The sequence below is a fragment of the Burkholderia sp. BCC1996 genome, from assembly GCF_905339955.1.
Classification (GTDB): Bacteria; Pseudomonadota; Gammaproteobacteria; order Burkholderiales; family Burkholderiaceae; genus Burkholderia.
On sequence record NZ_CAJPHM010000018.1, the window covers coordinates 54,904 to 79,802 of the forward strand.

Below are 24,899 nucleotides of genomic sequence, written 5' to 3' on the forward strand. Positions count from 1 at the left end.
ATTCCGGCGGCGAGCCGGGGCATATAACAAATGAAGGAGATCGATTGATGAAGAAGTTTTCAGTTTGCTTGGTTGTACTGAATTCAGTGCCGGCGATCGCACTGGCGCAAAGCAGCGTGACGCTGTACGGGATCGTAGACAGCGGCATCAATTACACCAGCAACGTGCAGACGGCGCGGACGGCGGCTGGCCCGGTCGGCAGCCGTCAGATCGCGATGATCGAAGGCGGGTCGGCCGGCCTGCAGGGGAGCCGCTGGGGGCTCAAGGGCAGCGAGGATCTTGGCGGCGGTCTCAAGGCGCTGTTCGTGCTGGAGAGCGGTTTCTACAGCAACAACGGCGTGCTGAACCAGGGCGGCGCGATGTTCGGCCGGCAGGCGTATGTCGGCTTGAGCCATCCGGTCGGCACGGTCACGCTCGGGCGCCAGTACGATCCCGTCGTCGACTTTTACGGGCCGTTTCTCGCTGCGCCGCAGTGGGGCGGCTACATGACCTCGCATCCGGGCGACCTCGACAATGCATTGAACACGCGGCGCATCAACAATTCGATCAAGTTTCGCAGCGCAAGCTATCGCGGGCTGACGGTCGAAGCGTTGATGAATCTCGGCGGCACGGCCGGATCGTTCTCGACCAACTGGATCTGGGGCGCCGGCGCGTCGTATGCGGCGGGGCCGTTTTCGATCGGTGCGGGCTACCTGAACGTCCGGAACCCGAACACGTCGTTCTTCGGCGCGAATCCGAATGCCGGCCCGGCGACGAGCAACAACCTCGGCAGCGCAGGCAGCGCGACCGCGCCGGAGAGCAATCCCGTGTTCGCCGGCTATGCGTCCGCGAACCGGCTCCAAATCGCCGGCGTGGGCGCCGGTGTGACGCTGGCCGCACTCAGCGTCAATCTCGCGTATTCGAATACGCGCTTCGCGGGGCTGGGCTCTGCGTCGGGGCCGAATGCGCTGCGCTACGCGGGCACCGCGGCGTTCAACAACGTCGAGATCAACGCGAAATATCAGTTCACGCCGTCGCTGCTGGCCGGTGTCGCCTACGACTATACGAGGAACGGCGGTGCCGGCGGCAAGGGCGGCGCGAACTACCACCTGTTCAGCGCGGGTGTCGATTATTTCCTGTCGAAGCGCACGGACGTTTATACGGTGGCCGTGTTCGAGAAGGCGAGCGGGACGGATTCGCTCGGACAGCCGGCGGTTGCGCAGATCACCGGATTGACACCGTCCGCGACCGACAGGCAGGTTTCATTGCGGATCGGGTTGCGTCACCGGTTCTGAACGGAGCGGCGGCTGGAGCGGCGCGTGCAGGCCCGGGTTGCGGCAGCGCGCGGGTGACACGGGTCGGGCGTTTGCCCGACCCGTTTTGATGGTGGCGCTTACTTCACCGCAACTTCCGTATGCACGACCTGCGGCGGGCTCTTGAAGAACGGGCCCGCCAGCTGCCGCCACGCCTGGAAGTCGTCCGACTGCCGGAAATGCACCATGTGATCGTCGACGCTGTCCCACTTGACGACGAGCAGGTAGCCGCCGCTGCGCTCGATCACGCGATGCAGCTCGGCGCCGCCGCAGCCGCGAGCGCGGGCGAACAGCGGGAGGGCCTGGCGAACCGCCGCCTCGAATGGCTCGGCCTGCGACGGATCGATTTCGAGCGATGCCATTTCCAGAATCATGAATGCTCCTGTGGGGTGAATGAGGCGAACGGATCGCGATGCGACGGGGCGCCGCGATCGACGCGTCCCGCAACGATACCGGAAGTCGGCATCACGCGTTCCGGATGACTGGCTCGCGCGCTGCCTGTCGTGCGTCGCGTGCCGCTTCGGTTCATACGAATCAGCGTTTTCCCCAATACGGAATACGCGGCACGCGCCGATGTCACAGAGGTGGTGAAGATAAACAATCCGAGGCCTGCCATGACGACATCCGCGACAAACGGAACGAACGTTACACCACCCGAATCGATCGCCGACGCCGCATCCGACACCCCCGCCGCCGCGCCGTCGATCCTGCTGGTCGACGACGAGCCGAGCGTGCTGTCCGCGCTGCGGCGCGTGCTGCGGCCTGCGCGCTACCAGATCCTGACCGCCGAAAGCGGCGAAGCCGCGCTCGAGATCCTCGCGTCGACCGAAGTCGACCTGATCGTGTCCGACATGCGCATGCCGACCATGAGCGGCGCGTCGTTTCTCGCCCGCGCCCGCGCGCTGTATCCGGACACGATGCGCATCCTGCTGACCGGCTATTCCGACATCGCATCGATCGTGGCGGCCGTCAACGAAGGCGGCGTGTATCGCTACCTGAACAAGCCGTGGGACGATCACGACCTGCTGATGACCCTCGAGCAGGCGCTCGAGCAGCGGCGCCTGCGCGGCGAAGCCGCGCGGCTGGCCGCGCTGACCGAAGCGCAGAACGAAGCGCTGCGCCGCTTCAATACGGAACTCGAAACGCAGGTGCGCGCGCGCACCGAGGAACTCGGCCAAACCGTGATGTTTCTCGAAGCCGCGCAGCACGACCTGAAAAGCAGTTTCACCGCGATGGTCCAGGTCTGCGCGAGCATGATCGAAATGCGCTGCGGATCGGCGAGCGGCCATGCGATGCGCGTGGGCGAAATCGCGCGCCGTCTCGCGTTGTCGGCCGGGATGAGCAGCCTGCACGCGCAGGACGTGTATTACGCGGGACTGCTGCACGGCATCGGCAAGCTGTCGCTGCCCGACGAACTGCTGCACAAGCCGCTCGTCAAGATGACGACCGACGAACACAGCCTGTTCCAGCAGCATCCGCTGCGCGCGCAGATGGTGCTCACGCCGGTCGCGCAGCTGCACAAGGTCGCGTCGATCGTGCTGCATCAGTACGAGCGCTTCAACGGCCGCGGCACGCCCGACGGCCTGGCGGGCGACGCGATCCCGCTCGGCTCGCGGATCGTCGCGATCGCGCGCGATTTCGAGGGGTTGCGAAACGGCGAGATCGGCTCGCCGCATTCGGTCGAACAGGCGATCGACGTGCTGCATTCGCAGGCCGGCGTGCGTTACGACCCGCTGCTCGTCGCGCGCTTCATCGAGCTGGTGCGGGATCCGGCGAGCCTGCGCATCGCGGCGTCCGTCGCGGAGATCCGGTCCGAACAACTGCGCGAAGGGATGCAGCTCGCCGACGATCTGCGCACGCATCGCGGCGTGCTGCTGATGACGAAGGGCAGCGTGATGTCGGCGCACCAGATCGAGCTCGTGCGGCGCTTCGAAGCACGCGAGGGCACGTCGTTCGACATTCTCGTGCAGACCGGCGCGGCCGCGTCGACGCAGGCGAGCGCCGCCGCGCCGCCCGCGTGACGCTGCGCGGGGCCGCACCGCCGCGGCGGGCGCGCGACCGCGCGCCGCGGCACCGCGTTCATTTCGACCGGGACGCCGATCATGCATGGCACCTATAACCTGCTGCTGGTCCTGCTGTCGCTCGTCATCGCGACACTGGCCTCCTATACGGCGCTCGACCTGGCGGCGTTCATCTCGCTGCTCGACGACCCGCGGCTCAAGCGCGCGTGGCTGGCCGGCGGCGCGGCCGCGATGGGCACCGGAATCTGGTCGATGCACTTCGTCGGGATGCTGGCGCTGTCGCTGCCGATTCCGCTCGGTTATGCGCTGCCGGATACCGGCGCGTCGCTCGCGATCGCGGTGCTCGTGTCGTATTTCGCGCTGAACGTCGTCACGCGTGCGCGGTTGAGCCGCCGGCACCTGCTCGCGGGCGGCGCGCTGATGGGCGCCGGGATCGTCGGGATGCATTACACGGGCATGGCCGCGATGCGCATGGCGCCGGGCATTCGCTACGAGCCCGTGCTGTTCGCGGCATCGATCGGCGTGGCCGTGATCGCGTCGACCGCCGCGCTCTGGATGGCGCAGACGTTGCGCGCGCAACAGGCGCGCCATGCGACCGCGCAACGCATCGGCGCCGCGCTGATCATGGGCATCGCGATCACGGGCATGCACTACACGGCGATGGCGGCCGCGCATTTCGCGCCGGACGCGCGCTGCGGCGCCGCGAACGGCATCGACGCGCCGTGGCTCGCGACGACCATCGCGCTGTTCACGACGGCGACGCTGATCGTCACGCTGCTCGTCTGCCGCTTCGATGCGCGCACAACCTTTCTGCGCGGCATGACGGACACGCTCGAACGGCTGGTGCGATTGCGTACCGCCGAACTCGAAACGGCGTTGCGGCGCTACGAGCAGACGACGGCGATGCTGCAACGCACGCGCGAGAACATGGCGAGCGAGATCGACGAGCGCCGCGCGGCGCAGAGTCGGCTCGAACAGGAGAAGGACGAACAGCGGCGCCTGCTGCGCGCGCTCGAGGAAACCCACGTGCAGCTGCTGCAATCGGAAAAACTCGCGTCGATCGGCCAGCTCGCGGCCGGCGTCGCGCACGAGATCAACAATCCGATCGGCTTCATCAGCGCGAACCTCAATACGCTGAGGACATGGGTGCGCAGCCTGCTCGACGTGATCGCCGCGCACGAAGCCGCGCTGCCGCAGCTCGAACCCGCGGCGCGCGACGCGCTGACGGCGCTGCGCGGCGCGGCCGATCTCGACTACGTGCGCGACGAGATCGTGACGCTGATCGACGAATCGATCGACGGCGCGGTGCGCGTGCGCCGGATCGTGCAGGACTTGCGCGATTTCTCGCGGCCGGGCAGCGGCGAGTGGAGCGTGGCCGATATCCACGCGGGCCTCGAGAGCACGCTCAACGTCGTCCACAACGAACTCAAGTACAAGGCCGACATCGTGCGCGAGTACGGCGACCTGCCGCTGGTCGAATGTCTTCCGTCGCAGCTGAACCAGGTGTTCATGAACCTGCTCGTCAACGCGGCGCATGCGATGCCGACGCGCGGCGTGATTACGATCCGCACGTCGAGCGACGGCGAGCAGGTGTCGATCGCGATCAGCGATACCGGAACCGGCATGACGCCAGATATCGTCCGGCGGATCTTCGATCCGTTCTTCACGACGAAGCCGGTCGGGCAGGGAACGGGGCTCGGGTTGTCGGTGTCGCACGGGATCGTCGAGCGTCATCGCGGCACAATCGACGTGACGAGCGAGCCGGGGCGCGGCACGACGTTCCGCGTTCGACTGCCGATCCGGCGCGCGCAGGGCCATGCGGACGCGGCGGCGGCAGTCGGGCAACGCGTGTGAATGACAGGCGACGCGTCGCTCAGCTACCGCTTGCGCCGCCGCCTTCGAAAGAAATTCCAGAACATCGCGGTCGCGTCCGGCCCGGTCGCGGAGTGGAATGCTTCGCGCGGATCGCCGCCGCTCCACGCGTGCGCCAGGCGGCGCACGATGCAGACCCGCACGATCAGCGTGCCGCCGCGCAGATAGTCGGTGTAATCCGCATCGTCGTGCGCGTACGTATGTTGCTCGCCGACGCGCAGCTCACCCTGTGCGTCGACGAGCCGATTGATCCGCGCGAACGCGACTCCCAGCTGCCGTGCATTCTGCTCGGCGACGACCGCATCGAGTCCGCCGTGCACGACGAGTGCCGGCATGCCCGGATAAGCGCGCCCGTCGACGCAGGCATCGACGACGCGTATCGGATCGTCGCGCAGACCGCGGCGCATCAGGCTCATCGCGGCCATCGTCGACAACGGCGGCGCGATGGCCGGCCCGGAGTGCAGGCCGACGGCCGCGAAGCGATCGGGAAAGTCGAGCGCCAGACGCGCGGCCAGCCCGGCGCCGGCCGAGATGCCGGCCAGATAGACACGGTCGCGATCGAACCCGCGCTCCCGCACGATCGCGTCGACGAGCGATGCGATCGCCGGGGCCTCCGACTGCGACGCATCGCCATGCCAGTTCCAGCAGCGATGGGCGTGGGCGGTCTTCGCCTGTTCGGGAAACAGCACGGCAAATCCGGCGCGCTCCGCGACGCGGCAAATACGGGTGCCAGCGGCGAACGACTCGGCGGTCTGCTTGCAGCCGTGCAGCATGACGACGACGGGCAGGCCGTCGGTCGTCGCCGGTACGGCGGGCAGGTACAGCGCGTACGCAAGATGGTTGACGAGCTGGCCGGCGGCGGGGCGCGCGGAATGAAACGAGCGCAGCCACGTGCCCGGTGCCTGGCGCGGCGATGTGCGGGCGGCGGGCGCCGGTGCGCGGGCCTGACGCGTGGTGCGTGCGGTGGCGGGGCGTTTCGCCGATGGCGCCGGCTTGGCGGTCTTCCTTTTGGGCCGCGCGCGCGTCGCGGCGGTCAACAGGTCGAAAGGCCGTAGCCAGAGGCTGGATTTTTTCCTGGGCATGGACGGATCTCGTGCCGGCGGCGCGCGCGACAGCATGCGGCGAAGCCGGCCGTCGGGTGGAAGGCGAATGATGGCGGCGCACGATGCGTGCCGCGGGAAGCGTCCGCGTCGACGTGCCGCGGCATGACCGACACGGATGCGACGGCGCGACCCGCACCGCCGCGCGACATGTTTGCCGGCAGCCTCGCGATTCGGGCAGGCCACGCGCCATGCTAGCAGGCATCGCTCGTCTCGGGTGCGATGGTTCCGTGACGGATCGATGAATGCTTCGACCCTACCACGGGCCGTCCCGAACGCGATGCTCGACATCGTCCATGCGCATCCGGCGACCGGCTTCGCGATGAACCGGGCCTGCTCCCCGACGACGCAATCCGATGCGGATGCGTTCGTCGCGATGCGTGGAATGGCTCGGCGATCGATGTCACGACGGCATGCAGCCGGCCGCGCCGGCGGACCTTGTATCGATTGCGCGTTTGCAATCGCCTGAATCACATGTCGCGATGCCGGCGTGAAGGATTCACCGATACGTCCACACCCGGTGCAGTACGAACATCGTCGGCGGGATCAGCAGCGCGATCGCGACGATGGCCCAGCCGCGCGGTACGTCGAGCAGTTCGGCGGCGCGCGCGAGCGCCATCGTTTCGGCGAAGCCGGCCAGCGCCACGGTCAGATAGCGCACCAGGTTGCGCGAGTGCACCGTCGACGAGAAGCTCCACAGCGTATTCGCGAGATACGAGAACGCCGTCGCGCCGACGAACGCGACGGCGTTCGCGATCACTTGCGTCGCATCGAACAGCGCGTACAGCGCGGACGCGATCAGCACGTGCAGCGCGGTCGAGCAGAGCCCGGACAGGCCGAAGCGCGCCAGCCGCACGCGCTCGGCGTAGAGCAGTGCAAACATCGCAGGCTGCACCGATTCAGCGGGCGCCGACCCGCATGCGGGCCGGCTGGACGCGGCGGCGTGCGGCCGCGCGGCGCGTATCGCGCGCGACCGGCAGCTCGACCACCTTGCCTTGCGTCTGGTAGCGGCGGCGGATCAGATAGACGGGACGCTGCTTCGATTCGTCGTAGATGCGCCCGATATATTCGCCGACCACGCCGATGCCGATGAGCTCGATGCCGCCGATGAACAGCACGACCGACAGCAGCGACGCGTAGCCGTGCACCGGATTGCCGAACAGCAGCGTGCGTCCCACGATGAACGCGCCGTAGAGGAACGCGAGCGCGGCGATGCCGAGGCCGATGTAGGTCCAGCTGCGCAGCGGCACGGTGCTGAAGCTCGTGATTCCTTCGATCGCGAAATTCCACAGCTTCCATCCGGAGAACTTCGAATGCCCGGCGCTGCGCGCGTCGCGCTGGTACTCGACGATCACGGTCCGGTAGCCGACCCATGCGAACAGCCCCTTCATGAAGCGATGGCGCTCGGGCAGGCTGCGCAGCGCGTTCACGACCTTGCGGTCCATCAGCCGGAAGTCGCCGACGTTCTCCGGCAGCTTCACGTCCGACAGCACGTTGTGCACGCGATAGTAGATCGCGGCGGCGGTGCGCTTCGCGAACGAATCGCACGCGCGGTTGCTGCGCTTCGCGGCGACGACTTCCGCGCCGTCGCGCCAGTGCTCGAGCATCACCGGAATCAGGCTCGGCGGATCCTGCAGGTCGGCGTCGAGCGGGATCACCGCGTCGCCGGCCGCTTCGTCGAGACCGGCGGTCAGCGCCGCTTCCTTGCCGAAGTTGCGCGTGAGATCGATCACGCGCACACGGCGGTCGTTCAGGCTCGCGCGGATCAGGCGGTCGAGCGTGTCGTCGCGGCTGCCGTCGTTCACGCAGACGATCTCGAAGCGGATCGCGTCGAGGCTGGCCATCAGCGGGATCACGACGTCGAAGAAGCGTTCGACGGCTTCGCCTTCGTTGTAGAACGGTACGACCAGCGAGACGAGCGGTGTGTAGAGCGGTTCGCGCATGATGGGTCCCCTGTGATGACGTGTCAGCGGCCGACGCCGAAGGTCGGGCGGCCGCTGCGGCGCAGTCCGTGCGCCGGGCGGTGGTGTGAGCGGACCGGATGCGGGAAGCCGGTCTCGGTCGAGTTGTCGCGTGCGTCGGGCATCGACGGCACGTCGTGCCTTTCTTGTGCAATCCGGCTGACGAGCAGTGCCAGCGAGGCCAGTGTGACCAGCGGCATGAACTGGAACGACAGATGCGGCACCAGCACGAGGCCGGCGAGCGGCATCACCCACATCAGCAGCAGCCATTCGCGATCGAAGCGCCGCCAGCCGTGCGTCCACGCATAGCGTGCGTACCATGCGATCACGAGCCCGTACCAGGTCAGGTCGTAGTCGTACAGATAGGGGCTGACGATCAGGGACGCGCACGCGACGGTCGCGGCGCGCAGCGCATACGAACACGCGCCGCGCCATGAGTACACGACGACGATCAAGGCGGTCGCGGCCGACAGCAGCTGCAGGCCGCGCGCGACGTAGGCGGGCCAGCCGGCGAGGGTGGCGAGCGCGAAGACGGTCGGCATGCGCGCGAGCCGTGCGTGGCCGGCGCCGACGAGCTGCGCTGCGTCGTGAATTCCGTGTGCGAATGCGAACCACGCGCCGAGGCCGAACGCGAGCGTAGACAGCGCGAAGCCGCCGGCGATCGTTGCCGCCCACGCGGCCAGCGCGCGCCATTGAGCGGCGCACAGCAGCGCGAGCGGGAACAGGATCGCCATTTGCGGCTTCATCGTCAGCAATCCGAAGCAGATACCGGCGATGACGGGACGACGATTCAGCATCAGCAGCCCGCAGCCGGCGAGCGTCGCGCTCAGGAGGCTCGTCTGCCCGACGATCACCGTGAGAAACGCGCCGGGGAAGGCGAGCGCGCAGAGCAGCGCCGCATCGCGCTGCACGGTCGCGCGGATCGTCACCGCGAACAGCGCGTAGGCGACGCCGATCCACAGGACGAGCGCGAACATGTACGGCAGCCAGCCGAGCGGCAGCACGAACAGCAGCATGGTGGGCGGGTAGAGCCACGGCAGCGAGCCGTCCGCGGCATTCATCGTCGGAATCGCGAGTTTCTCGATCGCGAAGAGCGACGGGAAATGCCACGCGTCGATCGCGTGGCCGTGCGCGGCGAGCCGTGCAGCGCTCCAGATCGGCGCGAGATCCTGCGCGAGCGGCCCGGGCACGGACGTATGCGACGCATGCACGCGTACGAGGTACACGCAGAGGAACAGCAACTCGGTCAGCAGTACCGCTGCCGCATAGAGGCGTACCCGATCGCGATTGAGCCAATGCGGGAACCGGCGCGGGCCGGCGATCGGCAGTTCCGGGTGTGCGTCGAGCACCGAATCGCCGTGCAGAAGGGAGCGCGGCGATCTCATCACGCATTCCCCGATGCAAGGGTCGAGCGCCGCACGACGACGAACAGGACGGCGAGCAGCACGACCGGGCCGATCTGCGGCAGCTTCGTGATCCGGTTGAATATCTCGAATATGGGCAGCAGCCACGCGAGCACGATCACGATCTGGTCTCCCGGCAGCCAGCCCTCGTCGAGCCCGTGGGCGATCACGCAGAAGAACGCGATGCCGAGCCACGCGAGTTCGTAATGCCACAGATAGGGGGTCGTCAACAGCGTGGCGATCACCAGCGCCGCGCCGCGCAGTCGAATGTCGGCCGTGCGACGCCACACCTGGACGGCGGCGGCGATTGCGAGCAGCCCGACGGCGGCCTGGGCGGCGAGCGAGACCGGAATCGATGCGCCCGCAAGCCGCAGCGCCGCGAACGTCGTGGGCGAAACGAACCAGTAGGCAGGAAGGGTGAAATGCATGCCGCGCACGATCGACATCGCCTGAGCCAGGCCGTGCAGGGAGCTGGTGCCGGTCAGCGCAATGCCGGCCACGGTGAACAGCACCGTGGTGATCGCTGCCGACGCGAAGGTGCGCCACGAGCGGGTCGCGACCAGCACGAACGGAAACACCACCGCCAGTTGCGGCTTGATGGCGAGCAGCCCGATCAGCACGCCGGCGACGATCGGGCGTCGGCCGAGGAAATGCAGCGCGAATGCGGCGATGCCGGCGGTCAGGATGCTGTTCTGCCCGTACAGGACGGACGCGAACACGCCCGAGTAGGCGAGCACGACGAGCGCGGCGGCGCGCGGAGCGGGCAGGTGCGCACGCAGACCCGACAGTCGCAGGACTGCGTACGCATAGCATAAAAGACTGCCCGCAAAAAAGAGGAAATACGCGGGCAGGAAAGGCACGAGGGCGACCGGCGCGATGAACAGCAGCATCGTCGGCGGATAAAGCCAGGGCAGCGACTGGTGGCCAATGTAGGCACCGAATTGCGCTACCTCGGCATGGGAGAAGAGGACCGGATCGTAGATCGCGGCGGCATTGCCTTGCAGCACGAGCTGCGACGCGGTCCAGAAGACGGAGAAGTCGACACCCGGCCGTGCGGTGGTCTGTGACGTGAAGGCATCCGTCACGAAGCCCCAGGTGATCAGGAATCCAACACACAGCATCAGCATGATGCAGCTGTACGGAATGATCCGGTCGGCTGTCAGCCATTGAGCACAGCGTTTGGCGCGATAGCGCACTCCACGATTGGCTGTGTACATGATGCCCCGTTTGCGGTGAAGGCTGCTTCTCTGCCGCAGCCTTTTTGTGTTGCTGTGTATCCGGATCGAATCGCGTTCGATGGCGCTGTCCGGTGAATGCATTGTTGGAGAAAAAATCGCGCGACGCAAACCGCGGGCTGAATCGTGAGATATCGATTCGGCAGCGACAGCGCGGAAAACCGGGTTTTCACGTCTGAGAAAACCGTAGCGGCGCAAATGATGTTTCTCGCTTGAAACATTCCGGGTTTTTCGCCGGTCCGGCGGTGTGCGGAATTCGTGTCGGGCGACGGGCTGCATGGATTCGGGAAAATCCCGAGAAAATTTTTGGGTGCCCTTGCACAGCACGGCGGCGCCCCGCCGGCATCCCGGGCCGGCCTGCGTGCGTATATCAAATCTGAAACATTTTGTGCAGCGCGCCGAAACACGACTGACGGGGGGGGCGCCGGAACCCTTGCTGCGTCTGGATTTCCTTCTGGCTGGCCTGCTCTTTGCGTCATGGTCCGCACGAAAGTCGACGACTTGATGAACGACCGGTTGAAGCAACAGGCTGACAAGACCGGACTCAATCACCTGCGGAAAGCAACGGATCGAGGGCGCGTCGGGGAATACGCCGCCCAGGCCGTGAAAACCGCCGGAAACGTCGACCGAGCGAATAGGCGACGGCATCGTCCGCGCAACAAGAATCACATGACAGCATTTGGGGAATAAAAATGAAAGACCAGAGCACGTCGCGGCTCGCATGCCGCGAAGCATATCCGCAGCAGCATCGACGCGCTTGCGTCATCCGTTCAATCCGTATCCATGCACGGGGCGGTCGTTGCGCCGTTCTCGCTCTGCTCGATCGCGCCATTCGCCAGATCGCAGCGCGCATGGATATCGCACGCATCAGCCCACCGACAATCGTTCGCCCGGCCAGGCTCGTACCCTGCCGTGTCCGTCGCTGAGCACCGCATCCGAATCCATTTGTTGTGCCGTTGTGCCGGTAGTGCCAGCTCCCCGCGTCGATACCCGACAACGGGATTTCAATAGTAGTGCGAAAGGAGATTAGCCATGTCCACGTTCATCCAGAAAGTCCGCGGTTTCGTCCAAGACGAGCAAGGTGTGACGGCCATCGAATACGGCCTGATCGCCGCGCTGATCGCAGTCGGCCTCGTTGCAGCATTGACGCTGGTCGGAAACGATCTCAAGACCGTGTTCAACACGATCGCAGACGACCTCAACGCGGCCATCTGAATGGCGGGGCGGCGAACGGTGAGTCCGGCCCGTTCGTCGTCATCCCGTCGCTCGATCAGGGCCGGACACCCAACCAACGGATGTCGAATGAACCGAACGGCGGATGACTCGGCCGGTGCACTGCTCGAGTCTCCCCCGCTCTCTTGATCAACCGAATCGGAGGTCGTCATGCGGACCAGGGGATGTGCGGTAGCGGTATCGCGATGGATCGCCGACGAGCAGGGGGTGACGTCGATCGAATATGCGCTGATCGCGGCAGTATTCGCCACCATCGTGCTGGGAAGCGTGGTCGTACTGAAGGGTTCGCTTGAAGACATGTACAACGCGATCGCGTCGATCGTGACCGCGGCGGTGAATACCGCACTGGGTCAGTGATCCTGATCATTACATCCCGTCGAGGTTCGCCATGTTGCCTGCCGCGCTGCCTTACCCGGTCCCGTTGTGCGTGACGCTGCTCGTCGTCGTCGCGGCCAGCACGGACATCACGAGCCGACGCATCCCGAACCGGCTCGTCGCGCTCGGGCTGGCCGGTGCGCTGGTTGCCCAGTGCGCGCTGCACGGCATCCAGGCGGGCGCGCTCGCATGGCTTGCCGGCGCCGCGACCGGCTGCGGCCTGCTGCTGCCGTTCTATCTGTTGCGCGGGATGGCTGCAGGCGACGTGAAGCTGATGCTCGCGATCGGCGCGTGGGTCGGCGCCCAGATGACGTTCTACATCGTGCTGGCCGCCTTTCTGGCCGGCGGGATCGGCGCGATCGGTTTCGCGCTGCTGCGCGGACGCGTGCGCCAGATGTGGGCGAACGTCGTGGCGCTGATCGCGCGTCGCGCGTCCGGGGCGCGTGCAGGGGCAACCGACGGCCCCGTGGAGTTCGCGTCGGTCGGTGCGTTGCCGTATGGCGTGGCGATTGCCGCCGGCACGCTGGGCATGCTGTTCGTATCGTGCGCGTAGCGCGCCGAACCTGCAACGAGGATGGACCGAACATGAACACGAATCCCACCGAACCGAGACGCGACGCGCAGGTTGCACACCTGCCGCTTCCGTCGCCCATGCGGGAGGCGCACACGAAGCCGGGCGCGCAACTGCCGGCGGCGCCGCGCTCGCTCGAGGAAACCGGACTGAGCCAGGCGTTCATCGCAGGGCTCGTGCTGAAGTCGACGCTGGTGCTCGGCCGCCCGTCCTACGGCGACCTGATCGAGCGTCACTGTCTCCCGCTCGCCGTGCTCGACGACATCTTCGCGTTCCTGGTGCGCGAGCATCTGGTCGAACTGACCCATCGCGGCAAGACGGACCTCGACGTGACGTTCCGCCTGACCGAGGCAGGCCGCCTGGCCGCGCTCGAAGAGCGCGCGCGCAGCAGCTACAGCGGCCCTGCGCCGGTGACGCTCGACGCGTATCTCGACTGCGTGTCCACCCATTCGGTGCGCAAGCTGCGCGTGGCCCAGAACGACGTGTGGGCCATCTTCGACGGCGTCGTCATGGATACGGCGATCCTCGATTCGGCGGCCGCCGCGCTGAACTCCGGCCGTCCGCTTCTGATCTACGGCCCGGCCGGCAGCGGCAAGACGTTCCTCGCGGAGCGGCTCGGCGCGCTGATGGGCGGCCACGTGCCGGTGCCGTACGCCATTTGCGCCGCCGGCGAAGTGATCCAGATCTACGACCCGCTCGTGCATGTCGATGCGGCAGCGCAAGCGGACGGCCAATCGGTCGATCGCCGCTGGCGCCTGTGCGAGCGGCCGGTCGTGATGTCCGGCGGCGAGCTGACGCTCGACGAGCTCGACCTGCGCCGCGATGACGCGGCGGGCTTCTACCAGGCGCCGCCGCACATGAAGGCGAACATGGGCATGTACATCGTCGACGATCTCGGCCGCCAGCGTGTCGAGCCGCGCGACCTGCTCAACCGCTGGCTGCGCCCGCTCGATCGCGGCGTCGATTTCCTGACGCTCGAGTCCGGCAACCGCTTCGTGCTGCCGTTCGACGTCTGGCCGGTGTTCTCGAGCAACCTGGCGCCGGAGCAGTTCGCCGACGACGCGTTCCTGCGCCGGCTCGGCTCCAAGCTTCACGTCGGCGCGTTGTCGATCGACCACTACCGCGCGGTGTTCGACGCCGCATGTGCGTCGCTCGGCCTGGTATCGACGCAGGACGCATTCGACTATCTGCTTCACCGGCTGCACCTGCCGACCGGCAAGGCCTATCTCGCATGCTTCCCGATGGATCTGCTGCGCCTCGTCGCCGCCGGCGCGCGGTATCGCGGCGATCCGCTCGAAGTGACGCACGACGCGCTGCACGACGCATGGGCCAGCTATTTCGGCACGGCGCCCGAGCGCGACGGCGTGTATCTGCCGCCTGCCGACCACGGCGGTCGCACGCACGTAACCGGTTGAGCCGTTTCTTTCACGATTCGTTGAGGAGCATTGCCATGAAAAACAGTCGAGCGCTCATGATGCTGATCGTCGCGATGGTCGCGGGGCTTGCCGCGGTCGTGTTCGCGTCCCGCTGGTTGATGAATACCTCCACCAGCTCGATCACGTCGGTCGCGGTGGCGACCACCGACCTGAACCTGGGCGAGCCGCTCGGGCCGAACCAGATCCATATGGTGAGCTGGCCGTCGGGCAGCGTGCCGACCGGCGCGTTCACCGACACGAAGGAACTCGAAGGGCGCGTCGTGCGCACGAGCCTCGCCCGCGGCGAGCCGGTGATCGAGTCGAAGCTCGCGCCGGTCGGCACGAAGGGCGGGCTGTCCGCGGTGATCGCCGACGGCAGCCGCGCGATCACCGTGCGGGTGAACGACGTGGTCGGCGTCGCGGGCTTCGCGCTGCCGGGCAACTACGTCGACGTGATCGTCAACACGCAGGAACAGCAAGGCAAGACCGACGGGCAGAGCATCTCCAAGATCGTGCTCGAGCACATCCTCGTGCTGGCCGTCGCGCAGCAGGTTAGCCGCGACGACACCGCACCGAAGGTCGTCAACGCGGTGACGCTCGAAGTCACGCCCGACCAGGCCGAGCGCCTCGACCTCGCGCGCAGCGTCGGCACGCTGTCGCTCGTGCTGCGCAACCAGGTCGACCAGAAGACGCTGACCACCGACGGCGCGACCAAGCTCACGCTGCTCGGCAAGGCACCGGTACCGGAAGCGCCCGCACCCGCGCCGGTGAAGACCGTGCGCGTGCGTGTCGCATCCCATGCGGCACCGGGAGCACGCCGCGATTGCGTCGGCGTGCTGACCGGGGTACACGGCAGCGTCGAATGTTTCTGAATTCGTAGAACACGTGCAAATAACCACATTAACCAGATCGGCCGCCGTCAGGGCACGGCGGCCTTGAAAGTCGACAACCGGCGCCTCGCCGGTCACTCGGGGGATCAGACGAAATGAAGATCAATCCGCAACATTCAGGTACCGGCCCGGTGCGCACGCGTATCGCACGGGGCGCGATGATGGCCGCGATCCTCTGTGCCGGAACGCTGACCGTATACAGCGCCCTGGCCCAGGAAGCCGCCGAATCGGCCGCGCTGATGAAGGGCGGTGCCGCCGCGCCGGCGGCGGCCGCCAAGGGGCCGATGCAGATGACGATCAGCATGACGCCGACTCCGGCCGCCGCGCCCGCCGCGGCGCCGGGGCCGCTGCGCGGGCCGAACTGCGTGGGCGCGGTACGCGAGTCGACCAGCGTCAGCGTGCCGCTCGGCAAGTCGCTGCTGGTGCCGATGCCGGAGCCGGTCCGCAACCGGACCATCGGCAACCCGGCCGTCGCGCAGGCGACGATGGTGTCGCCGCAGACGCTGTACATCCTCGGGCTGTCGGTCGGCACGACCAACATGATCGTGCAGGGTCGCAGCGGTGCGTGCCGCGTGATCGACGTGGCGGTCGGCGCGGACGCCGGCGGCCTGCAGGCTTCGCTGATGCAGCTGATGCCGAACGAACACGACATTCACGTATCGACCGCCGCCGGCACGATCGTGCTGGCAGGCAACGTATCGAACTCGCAGGCCGCGCAGCAGGCGGTGCAGATCGCCCGTGCGTACAGCGACAGCGCCGGCGACGGCGGCGGCAAGGGCGCCGGCGTGCTGAACATGCTGGCCGTCACGTCGCCGCAGCAGGTGATGCTCGAGGTGAAGGTCGCCGAAGTGTCGAAGACGCTGATCAACCAGATGGGCAGCGCGTTCAACATCCAGGGCGGCTTCGGCTCGTGGAGCGGTGCGCTCGTCAGCAACCTGCTCGCGGGCGTCGCAAGCGGCGCGGTGTTCAACAAGGCGAACAACAGGCCGTTCAGCATCGCGGCCGATGTGCAGAACACCGACAACCTCGTCAAGATCCTCGCGGAGCCGAATCTCGTGACGATCAGCGGCCAGGAGGCGACGTTCCTCGCCGGCGGCAAGATCTTCATCCCGGTGCCGCAGAGCAGCGGCAACGGCACGTCGTCGATCACGCTGCAGGAAGAGGAGTTCGGCGTCGCGCTGAAGTTCACGCCGACGGTGCTCGGGAACGGCCGGATCAGCCTGAAGGTCGCGCCGGAAGTGTCGGAACTGTCGCAGACGGGCGTGACGCTGAGCGCATCCAACATCGGCGGCACGTCGATCCTGCCGCTGATCACGACGCGGCGCGCGTCGACGACGGTCCAGATGGGCGACGGCGAGTCGTTCGCGATCGGCGGGCTGATCAAGGACAACGCGAGCGGCGCGCTGAAGGCGATCCCCGGCGTCGGCGAGGTGCCGGTGCTCGGCGCGCTGTTCCGCAGCACGTCGTTCCAGCAGGATCGCACCGAGCTGATCTTCGTGATCACGCCGCACCTGGTGAGGCCGCTGCAGACCGCCGACGTGCCGCTGCCGACCGACAGCTTCTCGAAGCCGAACGAAGCCGACGTGTATGCGACCGGCAACATGGAAGGCCGCAAGGGTGTCCGCCGGGCGGGCGCACAACCGGCGAGCGGCGCGATGGATGCACCGCAGACGCCGGCTCCCGCACCTGCTCCGGCGCCGCAATCGGCTGAGCCGGCCGCACCGGCCGCCGCATTGCCCGCACCGCGTGCGCCGCAGCCCGCCGAGGCACCGGCGCCGGTGCCGGCGGAGCCGCAGAAGGCCGAGGCTGCCGACGCGGCTGGGACGGTGAGCGCCGAACCGGCGCCGGCCGCGCAGCCGCAAGAGCAACCGCAGTCGCAGCCGCAGTCGCAGCCGCAACAGCAGTCGCAACAGCAGTCGCAGCCGCAGGCCGAAGCGGCCACCGCGGCTACCGCGGCGCGGATCGCGCGCATCGAAGCGGCTGCCGCGCGTCTCGCGGCCGCCGGCTCCGCCGCGCCGGCAAAACCCGCGCCGCGTTCGAAGCACGGCTTGCCGGCCGCCGCGCACGCGCAGATCGCGCGGGCGGGCACGGAACCCCAGTCCACCGATCGTTGAAGCCATTCAAGGGGAAGCTCATGAAATCCGCCTACCTCGTATTCGTGCGCCGCGCGGCGCTCGCCGTCCCGCTCGCGTTCGCGCTCGCCGGCTGCATGTCGTCGACGCCGGTGTGGGACACCCGCTTCGGCGATTCGGTCCGCGCCGTCACGCAAGCCCAGATCATCGATCCGCATGCCGCCGAACACGCGGCATCGAACCCGGGGGTCAACGGCAGCGCCGCCGCGTCCGCACTCGACAACTACGAAAAGTCGTTCAAGCAGCCCGAGCCGAAAGCCAATGCATTCGTGATCGGGATCGGCAAGTCGGCGCAGTAACACGCAGGCAAGCTCAGGGAGAACGCCATGTCCAGCGCAGCTCGTCATCCGAATCTCACGCGTCGCGGTATGCATCGCCAGCGAGGCGCCGTCGCGATCATCGTCGGTCTCGCACTGGCGGTGATGATCGGGTTCGTCGGTCTCGCGCTGGACCTCGGCAAGCTGTACGTCACGCGCAGCGAACTGCAGAACAGCGCCGACGCATGCGCGCTGTCCGCTGCGCGCGACCTTACGTCGGCCATCAGCCTGCAGGTCTCGGAAGCGGACGGCATCGCCGCCGGCCACTCGAATTTCGCGTTCTTTCAGCAGAACGCGGTACAGATGCAGACGGATTCGAACGTCACGTTCAGCGATTCGCTGAGCAATCCGTTCCTGACCAAGACGGCGGTTACCACGCCGGCGAACATCAAGTACGTGAAGTGCACCGCGCAGTTGAGCAACATCGCGCACTGGTTCATCGAGGTGCTCAACACGATTCCCGGCGTGCAGGTCGCGAACGCGGCCCAGGTCGCGGCGAGCGCGATCGCGACAGTCGGCGCCGGGCAGACGGCCTGCGCGATTCCGGTGTTCGTGTGCCGTGCGGCTGCCGCCGCGCCCTACAAGGTCGGCGACTGGATCTCGTCGCCGTCCGGCTCGTCGTCGACTTACGGGCCCGGCAACTTCGGCTGGGCGGCGCTCGACGGTTCGACGAACGAGACGACCATCGCCAGCGAACTGTCGGGCAATAGCTGCAACATCACGTCGCCGCCCGACCTCGGGTCGACGGGCCTGAAGTCCGCGTCGCTGCGTGCCTGGAACACCCGCTTCGGGATCTACACGAACGGCGCCAACGGCTCGAGCGGCCAGCCGGACTTCACCGGCTACGCGTACGTCGGCCCCAAGTACGGGCCGCCGGGAACCGCGGGCATCGTCGGCGACGCATACACGCAGTTCGTGCTCGACCGCGCAAGCTTCAAGTCCTACCAGGGCGACGGCGCACCGCCCACCGGCAGCGGCATCTCGACCAACGGGACGGCAACGGCGAGCAATTACCAGACGTTCGGCGGCGACCGCCGGCTCGCGCTCGCACCGGAAGGCGACTGCTCGACGTTGTCGGGCAGCAGCAGCAAGCTTCACGTCACGCAGTGGGACTGCGTGCTGATGCTCGATCCGCTGCCGTTCAGCCCGGGCGCAGGCGGGGTGACGGCACACCTCGAATACCTCGGCACGACGGCATCGGGCACGACGCCCTGCGCGACGCACGGCTTGCCGGGTACCGGAAGTTCGGCCGGCATCAAGGTGCCGATGCTCGTTCAATAGTGGAGACGCGATCATGAAAAGGCTCCCGATTCGCCGGTCACGCATGCGCGGTGTCGCCGCGGTCGAATTCGCGCTCGTGCTGATGCCGATGATCGTGCTCGCGACCGGCGTGGCCGAGTTCGGCCGCGCGATCTACCAGTACGAGACCCTCACCAAGGCGACGCGAAACGCGGCGCGCTACCTGTCGGTCTTTCTGCCGACCGACAGCGCGTATCCGCTCGCGGAGGCGCAGTGCCTGGTCGTGTACGGCAGCACCACGTGCGGCTCCGCCGGCACCGAGCTGGTGCCGGGGCTCACGACGTCGATGGTGATCGTCTGCGACGCCGCGCATTCGACCGATTGCGCCGATGCGTCCGACCCGCCGCAGTTCGCGAACCTGCCGACGTACGACTCGACCAACAACGCGGCAAGCGGCACGGCGACCGGCAGCATCAACGTCGTCGAGGTGAAGGTGAAGGGCTACCAGTACCAGCCGATTCCGGCCTACCCGGGGCTGTCCTCGATCACCTTCGGCAACATCGTCACCGTGATGAGGCAAGTGTCATGAACGCGCGCCCCTTTCCGCTGTTGCGCCGGCGCACTCAACGCGGCGCAACGATCGTCGAGTTCGCGCTGATCGCATCGATCCTGATCATGCTGCTGATCGGCGTGTTCGAATTCGGGCGCGTGCTGTTCTACTGGAACACCGCGACCGAGGCGATCCGGCTCGGCGCACGCACGGCGATCGTCTGCGACGTGAACGCCGCCGGCGTCGTGAAGCGCGTGAAGTCGCTGATGCCGATGCTGTCGAACGCGAACGTGTCGGTGAGCTACACGCCGTCGGGCTGCGACGTGAGTTCCTGTTCGTTCGTGACGGTCAGCATCACCAACGTGACGGTCAGGACGATGATTCCGATCGCGAACGTCGCGATCACGATGCCGTCGTTCACCACCACGCTGTCGCGGGAAAGCCTGAATTCGTCGACGGGCGGAAGCGCCTGTCAATAATCGAACCGACGAGGCACTGTCATGATCAATATCCTCGTAGCTGCCGACGATACCGCCCGGCTCACGCAGATCGCGCGCCTGGTCACCGACAGCGGACACTATCGCGTGACGCGCGCGCACGGACGACCGTCCCAGATCGAGCATCGAACCGACGGGCTCGATTCGTTCGATATCCTGCTGATCGACGGCGCGACGACAGACGCGGCCGAGCTGTCGGCGCTCGAGCGGATCTGCCGGCTGCACCCGGGGCTGACCGGCATCCTGGTGACCGCGGATGCGGCTCCGCACGTGCTGCTGGACGCGATGCGCGCCGGCGCGCGCGACGTGCTGCAGTGGCCGATCGACCCCGCGGCGCTCGCCCGCGCGCTCGAACGCGCGGCCGCGCAAAGCACGCGGCGCGACAGCGACGATACGCGCTTCGTGTCGTTCATGTCGTGCAAGGGCGGCGCGGGTACGAGCTTCGCCGCGAGCAACGTCGCGTACGAGATCGCCGAAGGCCACAAGCGCCGCGTGCTGCTGGTCGATCTGAACCAGCAGTTCGCGGATGCCGCGTTCCTCGTCAGCGACGAGACGCCGCCGTCGACGCTGCCGCAGCTGTGCGCGCAGATCGAACGGCTCGACGGCGCGTTTCTCGACGCGAGCGTCGCGCACGTGACGTCGACGTTTCACGTGCTCGCCGGCGCGGGCGACCCGGTGAAGGCCGCGGAGATGCGCGAGGACGCGCTCGAATGGATCCTCGGCGTCGCGGCGCCGCGTTACGACTTCGTGATCTTCGACATCGGCGTCAGCATCAATCCGCTGTCGATGATCGCACTGGATCGAAGCGACCAGATCCAGCTCGTGCTGCAGCCCACGATGCCGCACGTGCGCGCGGGCCGCCGGCTGCTGGAGATTCTCGTGTCGCTCGGCTACCCGACCGACCAGTTGCGGCTGGTGGTGAACCGGATGACGCGAGCGAGCGAGCGGTCCCGCGCCGCGCTCGAGGAAGTGCTCGGCCTGCACGCCAGCAGCACGATACCCGACGACGCCGACACCGTGCGCGAAGCGCTCGACCAGGGGCATCCGGCCTCGCGCGTCGCGCGCGGCGCGGCGGTCACGCGTGCGTTGCAGGCGTGTGCGAAGCAGATCGTCGAAGGGGACGTGCGCACCAGGCACGGCACGTCCAGCAGCGAACCGTTGATGTCCCGGCTGTTCGGCCGCAAGGCCACGCCGAAGCTCAAGTCCATGTGAATCTTGCGGGGAAACCATCATGTCATTGCGCGAACAGATGTCCTTGTACCGGACGCAGCCGCAGGCGGCGGGCACCGAACCGGCAGGTGCGACGCATTCGTCGGTACGCAACGCCTACCAGAAGCTGCGCCGCGAAATTCACCTGGCGGTGCTCGAACGCGTCGAGCTGGAGCGTCTGTCGCGCCTGCCGCAGGAACAGGTCCGGCAGGAAATCTCGGCGCTGATCTCGCGCATCCTCGACGAGGAGCGCCTGCTCGCGAACGACATCGAGCGGCGCCAGCTCGCGATCGACGTGTACGACGAGATGTTCGGTTTCGGCCCGCTCGAGGCGCTGCTGCGCGACCCCGGCATCTCCGACATCCTCGTGAACACGTACAAACAGGTCTACGTCGAGCGCGCCGGCCAGCTCGAGTTGACCGACGTGACGTTCTACGACGACGCGCACCTGATGAAGGTGATCGAGAAGATCGTGTCGCGGGTCGGGCGCCGCATCGACGAATCGACTCCGATGGTCGATGCGCGTCTGCCGGACGGCTCGCGCGTGAACGCGATCATTCCGCCGTCGGCGATCGACGGGCCGCTGATGTCGATCCGGCGCTTCGCGGTCAATCCGCTGAAGATGGACGACCTCGTGAGTTACCAGAGCCTCACGCCGCCGATGGCGGAACTGCTCGACGCGCTGGCCCAGGCAAAAGTGAACGTGCTCGTGTCGGGCGGCACCGGCAGCGGCAAGACGACGCTGCTCAACATCCTGTCGGGCTTCATTCCGCGATCCGAACGGATCGTGACGATCGAAGACGCGGCCGAGCTGCAACTGCAGCAGCCGCACGTGCTGCGGCTCGAAACGCGGCCGCCGAACATCGAGGGCAAGGGCGAGATCACGCAACGCACGCTCGTGCGCAACGCGCTGCGGATGCGGCCGGACCGGATCATCCTCGGCGAAGTGCGCGGCGCGGAAGCGCTCGACATGCTCAATGCGATGAACACCGGCCACGAAGGCTCGCTCGCGACGATCCACGCCAACACGCCGCGCGATGCGCTCACCCGGCTCGAGAACATGATCAGCGTCGGCGGCCTGACGCTGCCGCCGAAGACGATGCGCCAGCAGATCGCGTCGGCGATCTCGGTGGTGGTTCAGGCCACCCGGCTCACCGACGGCAAGCGCAAGATCGTCAGCATCCAGGAGCTGACCGGGATGGAGGGCGACATCATCAACATGCAGGAGATCTTCACGTTCAAGCGCACCGGCATGGATCGCGACGGCACGGTGCGCGGACACTTCTGCGCGACCGGCGTGCGGCCGAAGTTCGCCGAGCGGCTGCAGGCGTTCGGCATCAACCTGCCGGATTCGCTGTACGACCCGGCGCAGCGTTACGAGACGAAGTGACGACGCGCGGTCGTCTGATTCCGGGGAGGCCTCATGGACTCGATCTTTTACGGTTTTGTGATTCTCACCTTCGTCGCGGTCGTGCTCGCGATCGAAGGCGTCTATCAATGGTGGAACACGCGCCACGGTGCCGCGGCGCGCCGGATCGAGTCGCGCCTGCGCGCGATGTCGGCCGGCGGCAGCGTGCAGCAGGAGCGGCTGTCGATTCTCAAGAAGCGGATGCTCGACGAGTCGAAGCCGTTCGACCGGCTGTTGTTGCGCATGCCGCGCGTGCAGTCGCTGGACCTCCTGCTGCAGCAGTCCGGGCTCGACTGGACGGTCGCGAAACTGGTCACGCTCTGCGCCGCATTCCCGGTGGCGACGATGCTGGCCCTGACCCTGACCGCGTTGCCGCTGATCATCGTGGTGCCGATTGCGCTGCTGACCGCATGCATCCCGGTAATGTACGTGATGCGGCATCGCAACCGGCGGATGCTCAAGCTCGAGCGCCAGCTGCCGGATGTCTGCGACATGATCGCGCGCGCGCTACGCTCCGGCCACTCGTTTACGAGCGCGCTCGGGATGGTCGGCGAGGAGTTTCCCGATCCGATGGGCAGTGAATTCAGGATCACGTTCGACGAGATCAATTACGGCGTATCGCTGCACGATGCGCTGGTGAACCTCGCCACGCGCGTGCCGGCCCATGACCTGCGCTACTTCGTGATCGCGGTGCTGATCCAGCGCGAGACCGGCGGCAACCTGGCCGAACTGCTCGACAGCATCGCGTCGCTGGTGCGCGAACGCTTCAAGCTGTTCGACAAGGTCCGCGTGCTGTCCGCGGAAGGGCGGTTGTCGGCCTGGATCCTCGGCCTGCTGCCGTTCGGTACCGCGGGCATGATGGCGGTGTTGAACCGCGAGTTCCTGTCGGTGCTCTGGGAGGATCCGGCCGGCATCAAGATGGTTGGCGTGATGCTGGGGTCGATGGCATTCGGCCTGCTGTGGATTCGCCGCATCATCCGCATTCGCGTCTGACGCGTGTCCCGGGCTTCACGAACCGAATCGAGGCTGTCATGCAAAACCTGAGCGTAGTACATACCGTGATGCTGGCCGGCTTGTTCCTTTTCGTCGCCGGCGGCGTGCTGGTCGCGATGCTGCTGTTTGCACCGCGCAACATGGAGCGCCGGATCCAGCAGGCGAGCGGAGCGAGCGTGGGCATCGGCACCGGTGCGAACGACGGCGGCGGGCAAACATCGCACTGGGTCGCGAAACTCGTCGAGCTGTCGAAACCGATTTCCCGGCTGTCGCTGCCGCAGGAGGGCTGGGAGAACTCGCCGCTGCGGATCCGGCTGATGAATGCCGGCTGGCGCGATGCGAACGCGGGCGCGCTTTACTTCGCGGCGAAGACGGTACTCGCGCTGGCGCTGCCGGGCGCTGCGCTGCTGGCGCTCGCCACGACCCGCCTCGCGGGTCAACGCATGCTGCTGTCGTTCCTCCTCGTGGCGCTCGCCGGGATCGGCTACTACGTGCCGAACGTGATCCTCCGGCGCCGGATCGCGAAGCGTCAGCAGGTGATCTTCGAGGACTTCCCGGATGCGCTCGACTTGCTGACCGTATGCGTCGAAGCAGGGCTCGGGCTCGATGCGGCGCTGATGAGGGTGAGCGAGGAACTGCGCTTTCGCAGCGAAGTGGTCGCAGGCGAACTCGACTTGCTGCTGCTCGAGATGCGTTCCGGGTTCACGAAGGATACCGCGCTGCGCAACCTGGCGCTGCGGACCGGCGTCGAGGATATCGAATCGTTCTGCGCGATGCTGATCCAGGCCGATCGCTTCGGCACGAGCATCGCGGAATCGCTGCGCGTGCTCTCGGACATGCTGCGCACGCGGCGGCGGATGCGCGCGGAGGAGCGTGCCGCGAAGATCGCGCTGAAGCTGCTGTTCCCGCTGATCTTCTGCATCTTCCCGGCGCTGATGTGCGTGTTGCTCGGGCCGGCGATGATTCACGTGTATCGCGTGCTGCTGCCGACCTTCACCAGCATCGGGCAGTAGCGCGGCGGGGGTGCCGCGCGAACCGGATGTGCGTGCCGGCCCGGCGTCGCCTGGCGGCACGGTCACCGTCTTCATGGGAGGCTCCTTCTCCCCCCGGGCGGCGCCGCGAGACAGGTCGATCATAGCGGCGTCAACGCAACCCGGACCCATGGTCGACCCTGGACGCAGCCGTA

Annotated in this window: 24 protein-coding genes; 17 read left to right on the forward strand and 7 right to left on the reverse strand. The window is 67.2% G+C overall.

Annotated elements, in window-relative coordinates; all coding sequences use genetic code 11:
- Window positions 1-47 precede the first annotated feature (47 nt).
- Complete coding sequence (locus tag U4Z64_RS24755) at window positions 48-1,274, forward strand: porin (RefSeq protein ID WP_321821362.1); 1,227 nt, start codon at window positions 48-50, stop codon at window positions 1,272-1,274.
- Window positions 1,275-1,372: 98 nt separating this feature from the next.
- Here U4Z64_RS24755 and U4Z64_RS24760 read toward each other — a convergent pair whose 3' ends face one another.
- Window positions 1,373-1,666, reverse strand: coding sequence for an antibiotic biosynthesis monooxygenase family protein (locus tag U4Z64_RS24760; RefSeq protein ID WP_044844322.1), 294 nt, complete (start codon window positions 1,664-1,666; stop codon window positions 1,373-1,375).
- Window positions 1,663-1,908 carry a hypothetical protein gene (locus U4Z64_RS24765; RefSeq protein ID WP_321821363.1) on the reverse strand — a complete coding sequence of 82 codons (246 nt, stop codon included), beginning with the start codon at window positions 1,906-1,908 and terminating at the stop codon, window positions 1,663-1,665. Before U4Z64_RS24765 ends, U4Z64_RS24760 begins: the two co-directional genes overlap by 4 nt.
- On the opposite strand from U4Z64_RS24765, the gene U4Z64_RS24770 reads away from it, so the two are divergent.
- Window positions 1,907-3,313, forward strand: coding sequence for an HD domain-containing phosphohydrolase (locus U4Z64_RS24770; protein ID WP_321821364.1), 1,407 nt, complete (start codon window positions 1,907-1,909; stop codon window positions 3,311-3,313). The genes U4Z64_RS24765 and U4Z64_RS24770 overlap by 2 nt on opposite strands.
- An 81-nt stretch (window positions 3,314-3,394) precedes the next feature.
- Window positions 3,395-5,167, forward strand: coding sequence for a histidine kinase (locus U4Z64_RS24775; protein WP_321821365.1), 1,773 nt, complete (start codon window positions 3,395-3,397; stop codon window positions 5,165-5,167).
- Between the two features lie 23 nt (window positions 5,168-5,190).
- Here U4Z64_RS24775 and U4Z64_RS24780 read toward each other — a convergent pair whose 3' ends face one another.
- The 5 genes from U4Z64_RS24780 to U4Z64_RS24800 all read right to left on the reverse strand — a co-directional run bounded on the left by U4Z64_RS24780 (window position 5,191) and on the right by U4Z64_RS24800 (window position 10,866).
- Window positions 5,191-6,267: an alpha/beta fold hydrolase gene (locus U4Z64_RS24780; protein ID WP_321821422.1), complete on the reverse strand. Its 1,077-nt coding sequence runs from the start codon at window positions 6,265-6,267 to the stop codon at window positions 5,191-5,193.
- A gap of 517 nt (window positions 6,268-6,784) precedes the next feature.
- A complete protein-coding gene (locus tag U4Z64_RS24785; RefSeq protein ID WP_124519900.1) occupies window positions 6,785-7,168 on the reverse strand; it encodes a GtrA family protein in 384 nt (127 codons plus the stop codon).
- 16 nt (window positions 7,169-7,184) lie between these two features.
- Complete coding sequence (locus tag U4Z64_RS24790; RefSeq protein ID WP_044844312.1) at window positions 7,185-8,228, reverse strand: glycosyltransferase family 2 protein; 1,044 nt, start codon at window positions 8,226-8,228, stop codon at window positions 7,185-7,187.
- A 23-nt stretch (window positions 8,229-8,251) separates the two neighbouring features.
- Window positions 8,252-9,631 (reverse strand): glycosyltransferase family 87 protein, encoded by a 1,380-nt coding sequence (locus tag U4Z64_RS24795; RefSeq protein ID WP_321821366.1) that lies wholly within the window; start codon window positions 9,629-9,631, stop codon window positions 8,252-8,254.
- Window positions 9,631-10,866 (reverse strand): glycosyltransferase family 87 protein, encoded by a 1,236-nt coding sequence (locus U4Z64_RS24800; RefSeq protein ID WP_321811534.1) that lies wholly within the window; start codon window positions 10,864-10,866, stop codon window positions 9,631-9,633. Before U4Z64_RS24800 ends, U4Z64_RS24795 begins: the two co-directional genes overlap by 1 nt.
- Window positions 10,867-11,916: 1,050 nt before the next feature.
- On the opposite strand from U4Z64_RS24800, the gene U4Z64_RS24805 reads away from it, so the two are divergent.
- The 14 genes from U4Z64_RS24805 (at window position 11,917) to U4Z64_RS24870 (ending at window position 24,726) form a co-directional block, all read left to right on the forward strand.
- Window positions 11,917-12,099 (forward strand): Flp family type IVb pilin, encoded by a 183-nt coding sequence (locus U4Z64_RS24805; protein WP_011880534.1) that lies wholly within the window; start codon window positions 11,917-11,919, stop codon window positions 12,097-12,099.
- A 168-nt stretch (window positions 12,100-12,267) separates the two neighbouring features.
- On the forward strand, window positions 12,268-12,474 hold the full coding sequence (locus tag U4Z64_RS24810; RefSeq protein WP_044844309.1) for a Flp family type IVb pilin: 207 nt from the start codon (window positions 12,268-12,270) through the stop codon (window positions 12,472-12,474).
- A gap of 31 nt (window positions 12,475-12,505) precedes the next feature.
- Window positions 12,506-13,045: a prepilin peptidase gene (locus U4Z64_RS24815; RefSeq protein WP_321811481.1), complete on the forward strand. Its 540-nt coding sequence runs from the start codon at window positions 12,506-12,508 to the stop codon at window positions 13,043-13,045.
- Window positions 13,046-13,077: 32 nt separating this feature from the next.
- Window positions 13,078-14,478, forward strand: coding sequence for an ATP-binding protein (locus tag U4Z64_RS24820; RefSeq protein ID WP_321821367.1), 1,401 nt, complete (start codon window positions 13,078-13,080; stop codon window positions 14,476-14,478).
- 35 nt (window positions 14,479-14,513) lie between these two features.
- Entirely contained in the window at window positions 14,514-15,350 is an 837-nt protein-coding gene (gene cpaB / locus U4Z64_RS24825; RefSeq protein WP_321821368.1) for a Flp pilus assembly protein CpaB, read from the forward strand.
- 113 nt (window positions 15,351-15,463) lie between these two features.
- The gene (locus tag U4Z64_RS24830) at window positions 15,464-17,482 is read left to right on the forward strand and encodes a type II and III secretion system protein family protein (RefSeq protein ID WP_321821369.1); all 2,019 of its coding nucleotides are present in this window, start codon (window positions 15,464-15,466) and stop codon (window positions 17,480-17,482) included.
- Between the two features lie 20 nt (window positions 17,483-17,502).
- Window positions 17,503-17,799: a hypothetical protein gene (locus U4Z64_RS24835; protein WP_044844304.1), complete on the forward strand. Its 297-nt coding sequence runs from the start codon at window positions 17,503-17,505 to the stop codon at window positions 17,797-17,799.
- Between the two features lie 27 nt (window positions 17,800-17,826).
- Window positions 17,827-19,098, forward strand: coding sequence for a pilus assembly protein TadG-related protein (locus U4Z64_RS24840; protein ID WP_321821370.1), 1,272 nt, complete (start codon window positions 17,827-17,829; stop codon window positions 19,096-19,098).
- 13 nt (window positions 19,099-19,111) lie between these two features.
- Window positions 19,112-19,645 (forward strand): TadE/TadG family type IV pilus assembly protein, encoded by a 534-nt coding sequence (locus U4Z64_RS24845; protein WP_124487327.1) that lies wholly within the window; start codon window positions 19,112-19,114, stop codon window positions 19,643-19,645.
- Entirely contained in the window at window positions 19,642-20,085 is a 444-nt protein-coding gene (locus U4Z64_RS24850; RefSeq protein WP_124646146.1) for a TadE/TadG family type IV pilus assembly protein, read from the forward strand. The genes U4Z64_RS24845 and U4Z64_RS24850 overlap by 4 nt, the downstream gene beginning before the upstream one ends.
- A 21-nt stretch (window positions 20,086-20,106) precedes the next feature.
- Window positions 20,107-21,315, forward strand: a complete 1,209-nt coding sequence (locus U4Z64_RS24855) for an AAA family ATPase (protein WP_044844300.1) — start codon at window positions 20,107-20,109, stop codon at window positions 21,313-21,315.
- A gap of 19 nt (window positions 21,316-21,334) precedes the next feature.
- Window positions 21,335-22,702 carry a CpaF family protein gene (locus U4Z64_RS24860; RefSeq protein ID WP_257774246.1) on the forward strand — a complete coding sequence of 456 codons (1,368 nt, stop codon included), beginning with the start codon at window positions 21,335-21,337 and terminating at the stop codon, window positions 22,700-22,702.
- A 33-nt stretch (window positions 22,703-22,735) separates the two neighbouring features.
- Window positions 22,736-23,713, forward strand: a complete 978-nt coding sequence (locus U4Z64_RS24865) for a type II secretion system F family protein (protein ID WP_321821371.1) — start codon at window positions 22,736-22,738, stop codon at window positions 23,711-23,713.
- Between the two features lie 38 nt (window positions 23,714-23,751).
- Window positions 23,752-24,726: a type II secretion system F family protein gene (locus U4Z64_RS24870; RefSeq protein ID WP_124646148.1), complete on the forward strand. Its 975-nt coding sequence runs from the start codon at window positions 23,752-23,754 to the stop codon at window positions 24,724-24,726.
- Window positions 24,727-24,899: the final 173 nt, after the last annotated feature.

Coding starts and splice junctions, on each gene's coding strand:
- U4Z64_RS24815 (WP_321811481.1), top strand. CDS start 12,506: ATGTTGCCTGCCGCGCTGCCTTACCCGGTCCCGTTGTGCGTGACGCTG.
- U4Z64_RS24860 (WP_257774246.1), top strand. CDS start 21,335: ATGTCATTGCGCGAACAGATGTCCTTGTACCGGACGCAGCCGCAGGCG.
- U4Z64_RS24770 (WP_321821364.1), top strand. CDS start 1,907: ATGACGACATCCGCGACAAACGGAACGAACGTTACACCACCCGAATCG.
- U4Z64_RS24870 (WP_124646148.1), top strand. CDS start 23,752: ATGCAAAACCTGAGCGTAGTACATACCGTGATGCTGGCCGGCTTGTTC.
- U4Z64_RS24835 (WP_044844304.1), top strand. CDS start 17,503: ATGAAATCCGCCTACCTCGTATTCGTGCGCCGCGCGGCGCTCGCCGTC.
- U4Z64_RS24830 (WP_321821369.1), top strand. CDS start 15,464: ATGAAGATCAATCCGCAACATTCAGGTACCGGCCCGGTGCGCACGCGT.
- U4Z64_RS24850 (WP_124646146.1), top strand. CDS start 19,642: ATGAACGCGCGCCCCTTTCCGCTGTTGCGCCGGCGCACTCAACGCGGC.
- U4Z64_RS24810 (WP_044844309.1), top strand. CDS start 12,268: ATGCGGACCAGGGGATGTGCGGTAGCGGTATCGCGATGGATCGCCGAC.
- U4Z64_RS24805 (WP_011880534.1), top strand. CDS start 11,917: ATGTCCACGTTCATCCAGAAAGTCCGCGGTTTCGTCCAAGACGAGCAA.
- U4Z64_RS24780 (WP_321821422.1), bottom strand. CDS start 6,267: ATGCCCAGGAAAAAATCCAGCCTCTGGCTACGGCCTTTCGACCTGTTG.
- U4Z64_RS24790 (WP_044844312.1), bottom strand. CDS start 8,228: ATGCGCGAACCGCTCTACACACCGCTCGTCTCGCTGGTCGTACCGTTC.
- U4Z64_RS24765 (WP_321821363.1), bottom strand. CDS start 1,908: ATGGCAGGCCTCGGATTGTTTATCTTCACCACCTCTGTGACATCGGCG.
- U4Z64_RS24795 (WP_321821366.1), bottom strand. CDS start 9,631: ATGAGATCGCCGCGCTCCCTTCTGCACGGCGATTCGGTGCTCGACGCA.
- U4Z64_RS24760 (WP_044844322.1), bottom strand. CDS start 1,666: ATGATTCTGGAAATGGCATCGCTCGAAATCGATCCGTCGCAGGCCGAG.
- U4Z64_RS24775 (WP_321821365.1), top strand. CDS start 3,395: ATGCATGGCACCTATAACCTGCTGCTGGTCCTGCTGTCGCTCGTCATC.
- U4Z64_RS24785 (WP_124519900.1), bottom strand. CDS start 7,168: ATGTTTGCACTGCTCTACGCCGAGCGCGTGCGGCTGGCGCGCTTCGGC.
- cpaB (WP_321821368.1), top strand. CDS start 14,514: ATGAAAAACAGTCGAGCGCTCATGATGCTGATCGTCGCGATGGTCGCG.
- U4Z64_RS24865 (WP_321821371.1), top strand. CDS start 22,736: ATGGACTCGATCTTTTACGGTTTTGTGATTCTCACCTTCGTCGCGGTC.
- U4Z64_RS24755 (WP_321821362.1), top strand. CDS start 48: ATGAAGAAGTTTTCAGTTTGCTTGGTTGTACTGAATTCAGTGCCGGCG.
- U4Z64_RS24820 (WP_321821367.1), top strand. CDS start 13,078: ATGAACACGAATCCCACCGAACCGAGACGCGACGCGCAGGTTGCACAC.
- U4Z64_RS24845 (WP_124487327.1), top strand. CDS start 19,112: ATGAAAAGGCTCCCGATTCGCCGGTCACGCATGCGCGGTGTCGCCGCG.
- U4Z64_RS24840 (WP_321821370.1), top strand. CDS start 17,827: ATGTCCAGCGCAGCTCGTCATCCGAATCTCACGCGTCGCGGTATGCAT.
- U4Z64_RS24800 (WP_321811534.1), bottom strand. CDS start 10,866: ATGTACACAGCCAATCGTGGAGTGCGCTATCGCGCCAAACGCTGTGCT.
- U4Z64_RS24855 (WP_044844300.1), top strand. CDS start 20,107: ATGATCAATATCCTCGTAGCTGCCGACGATACCGCCCGGCTCACGCAG.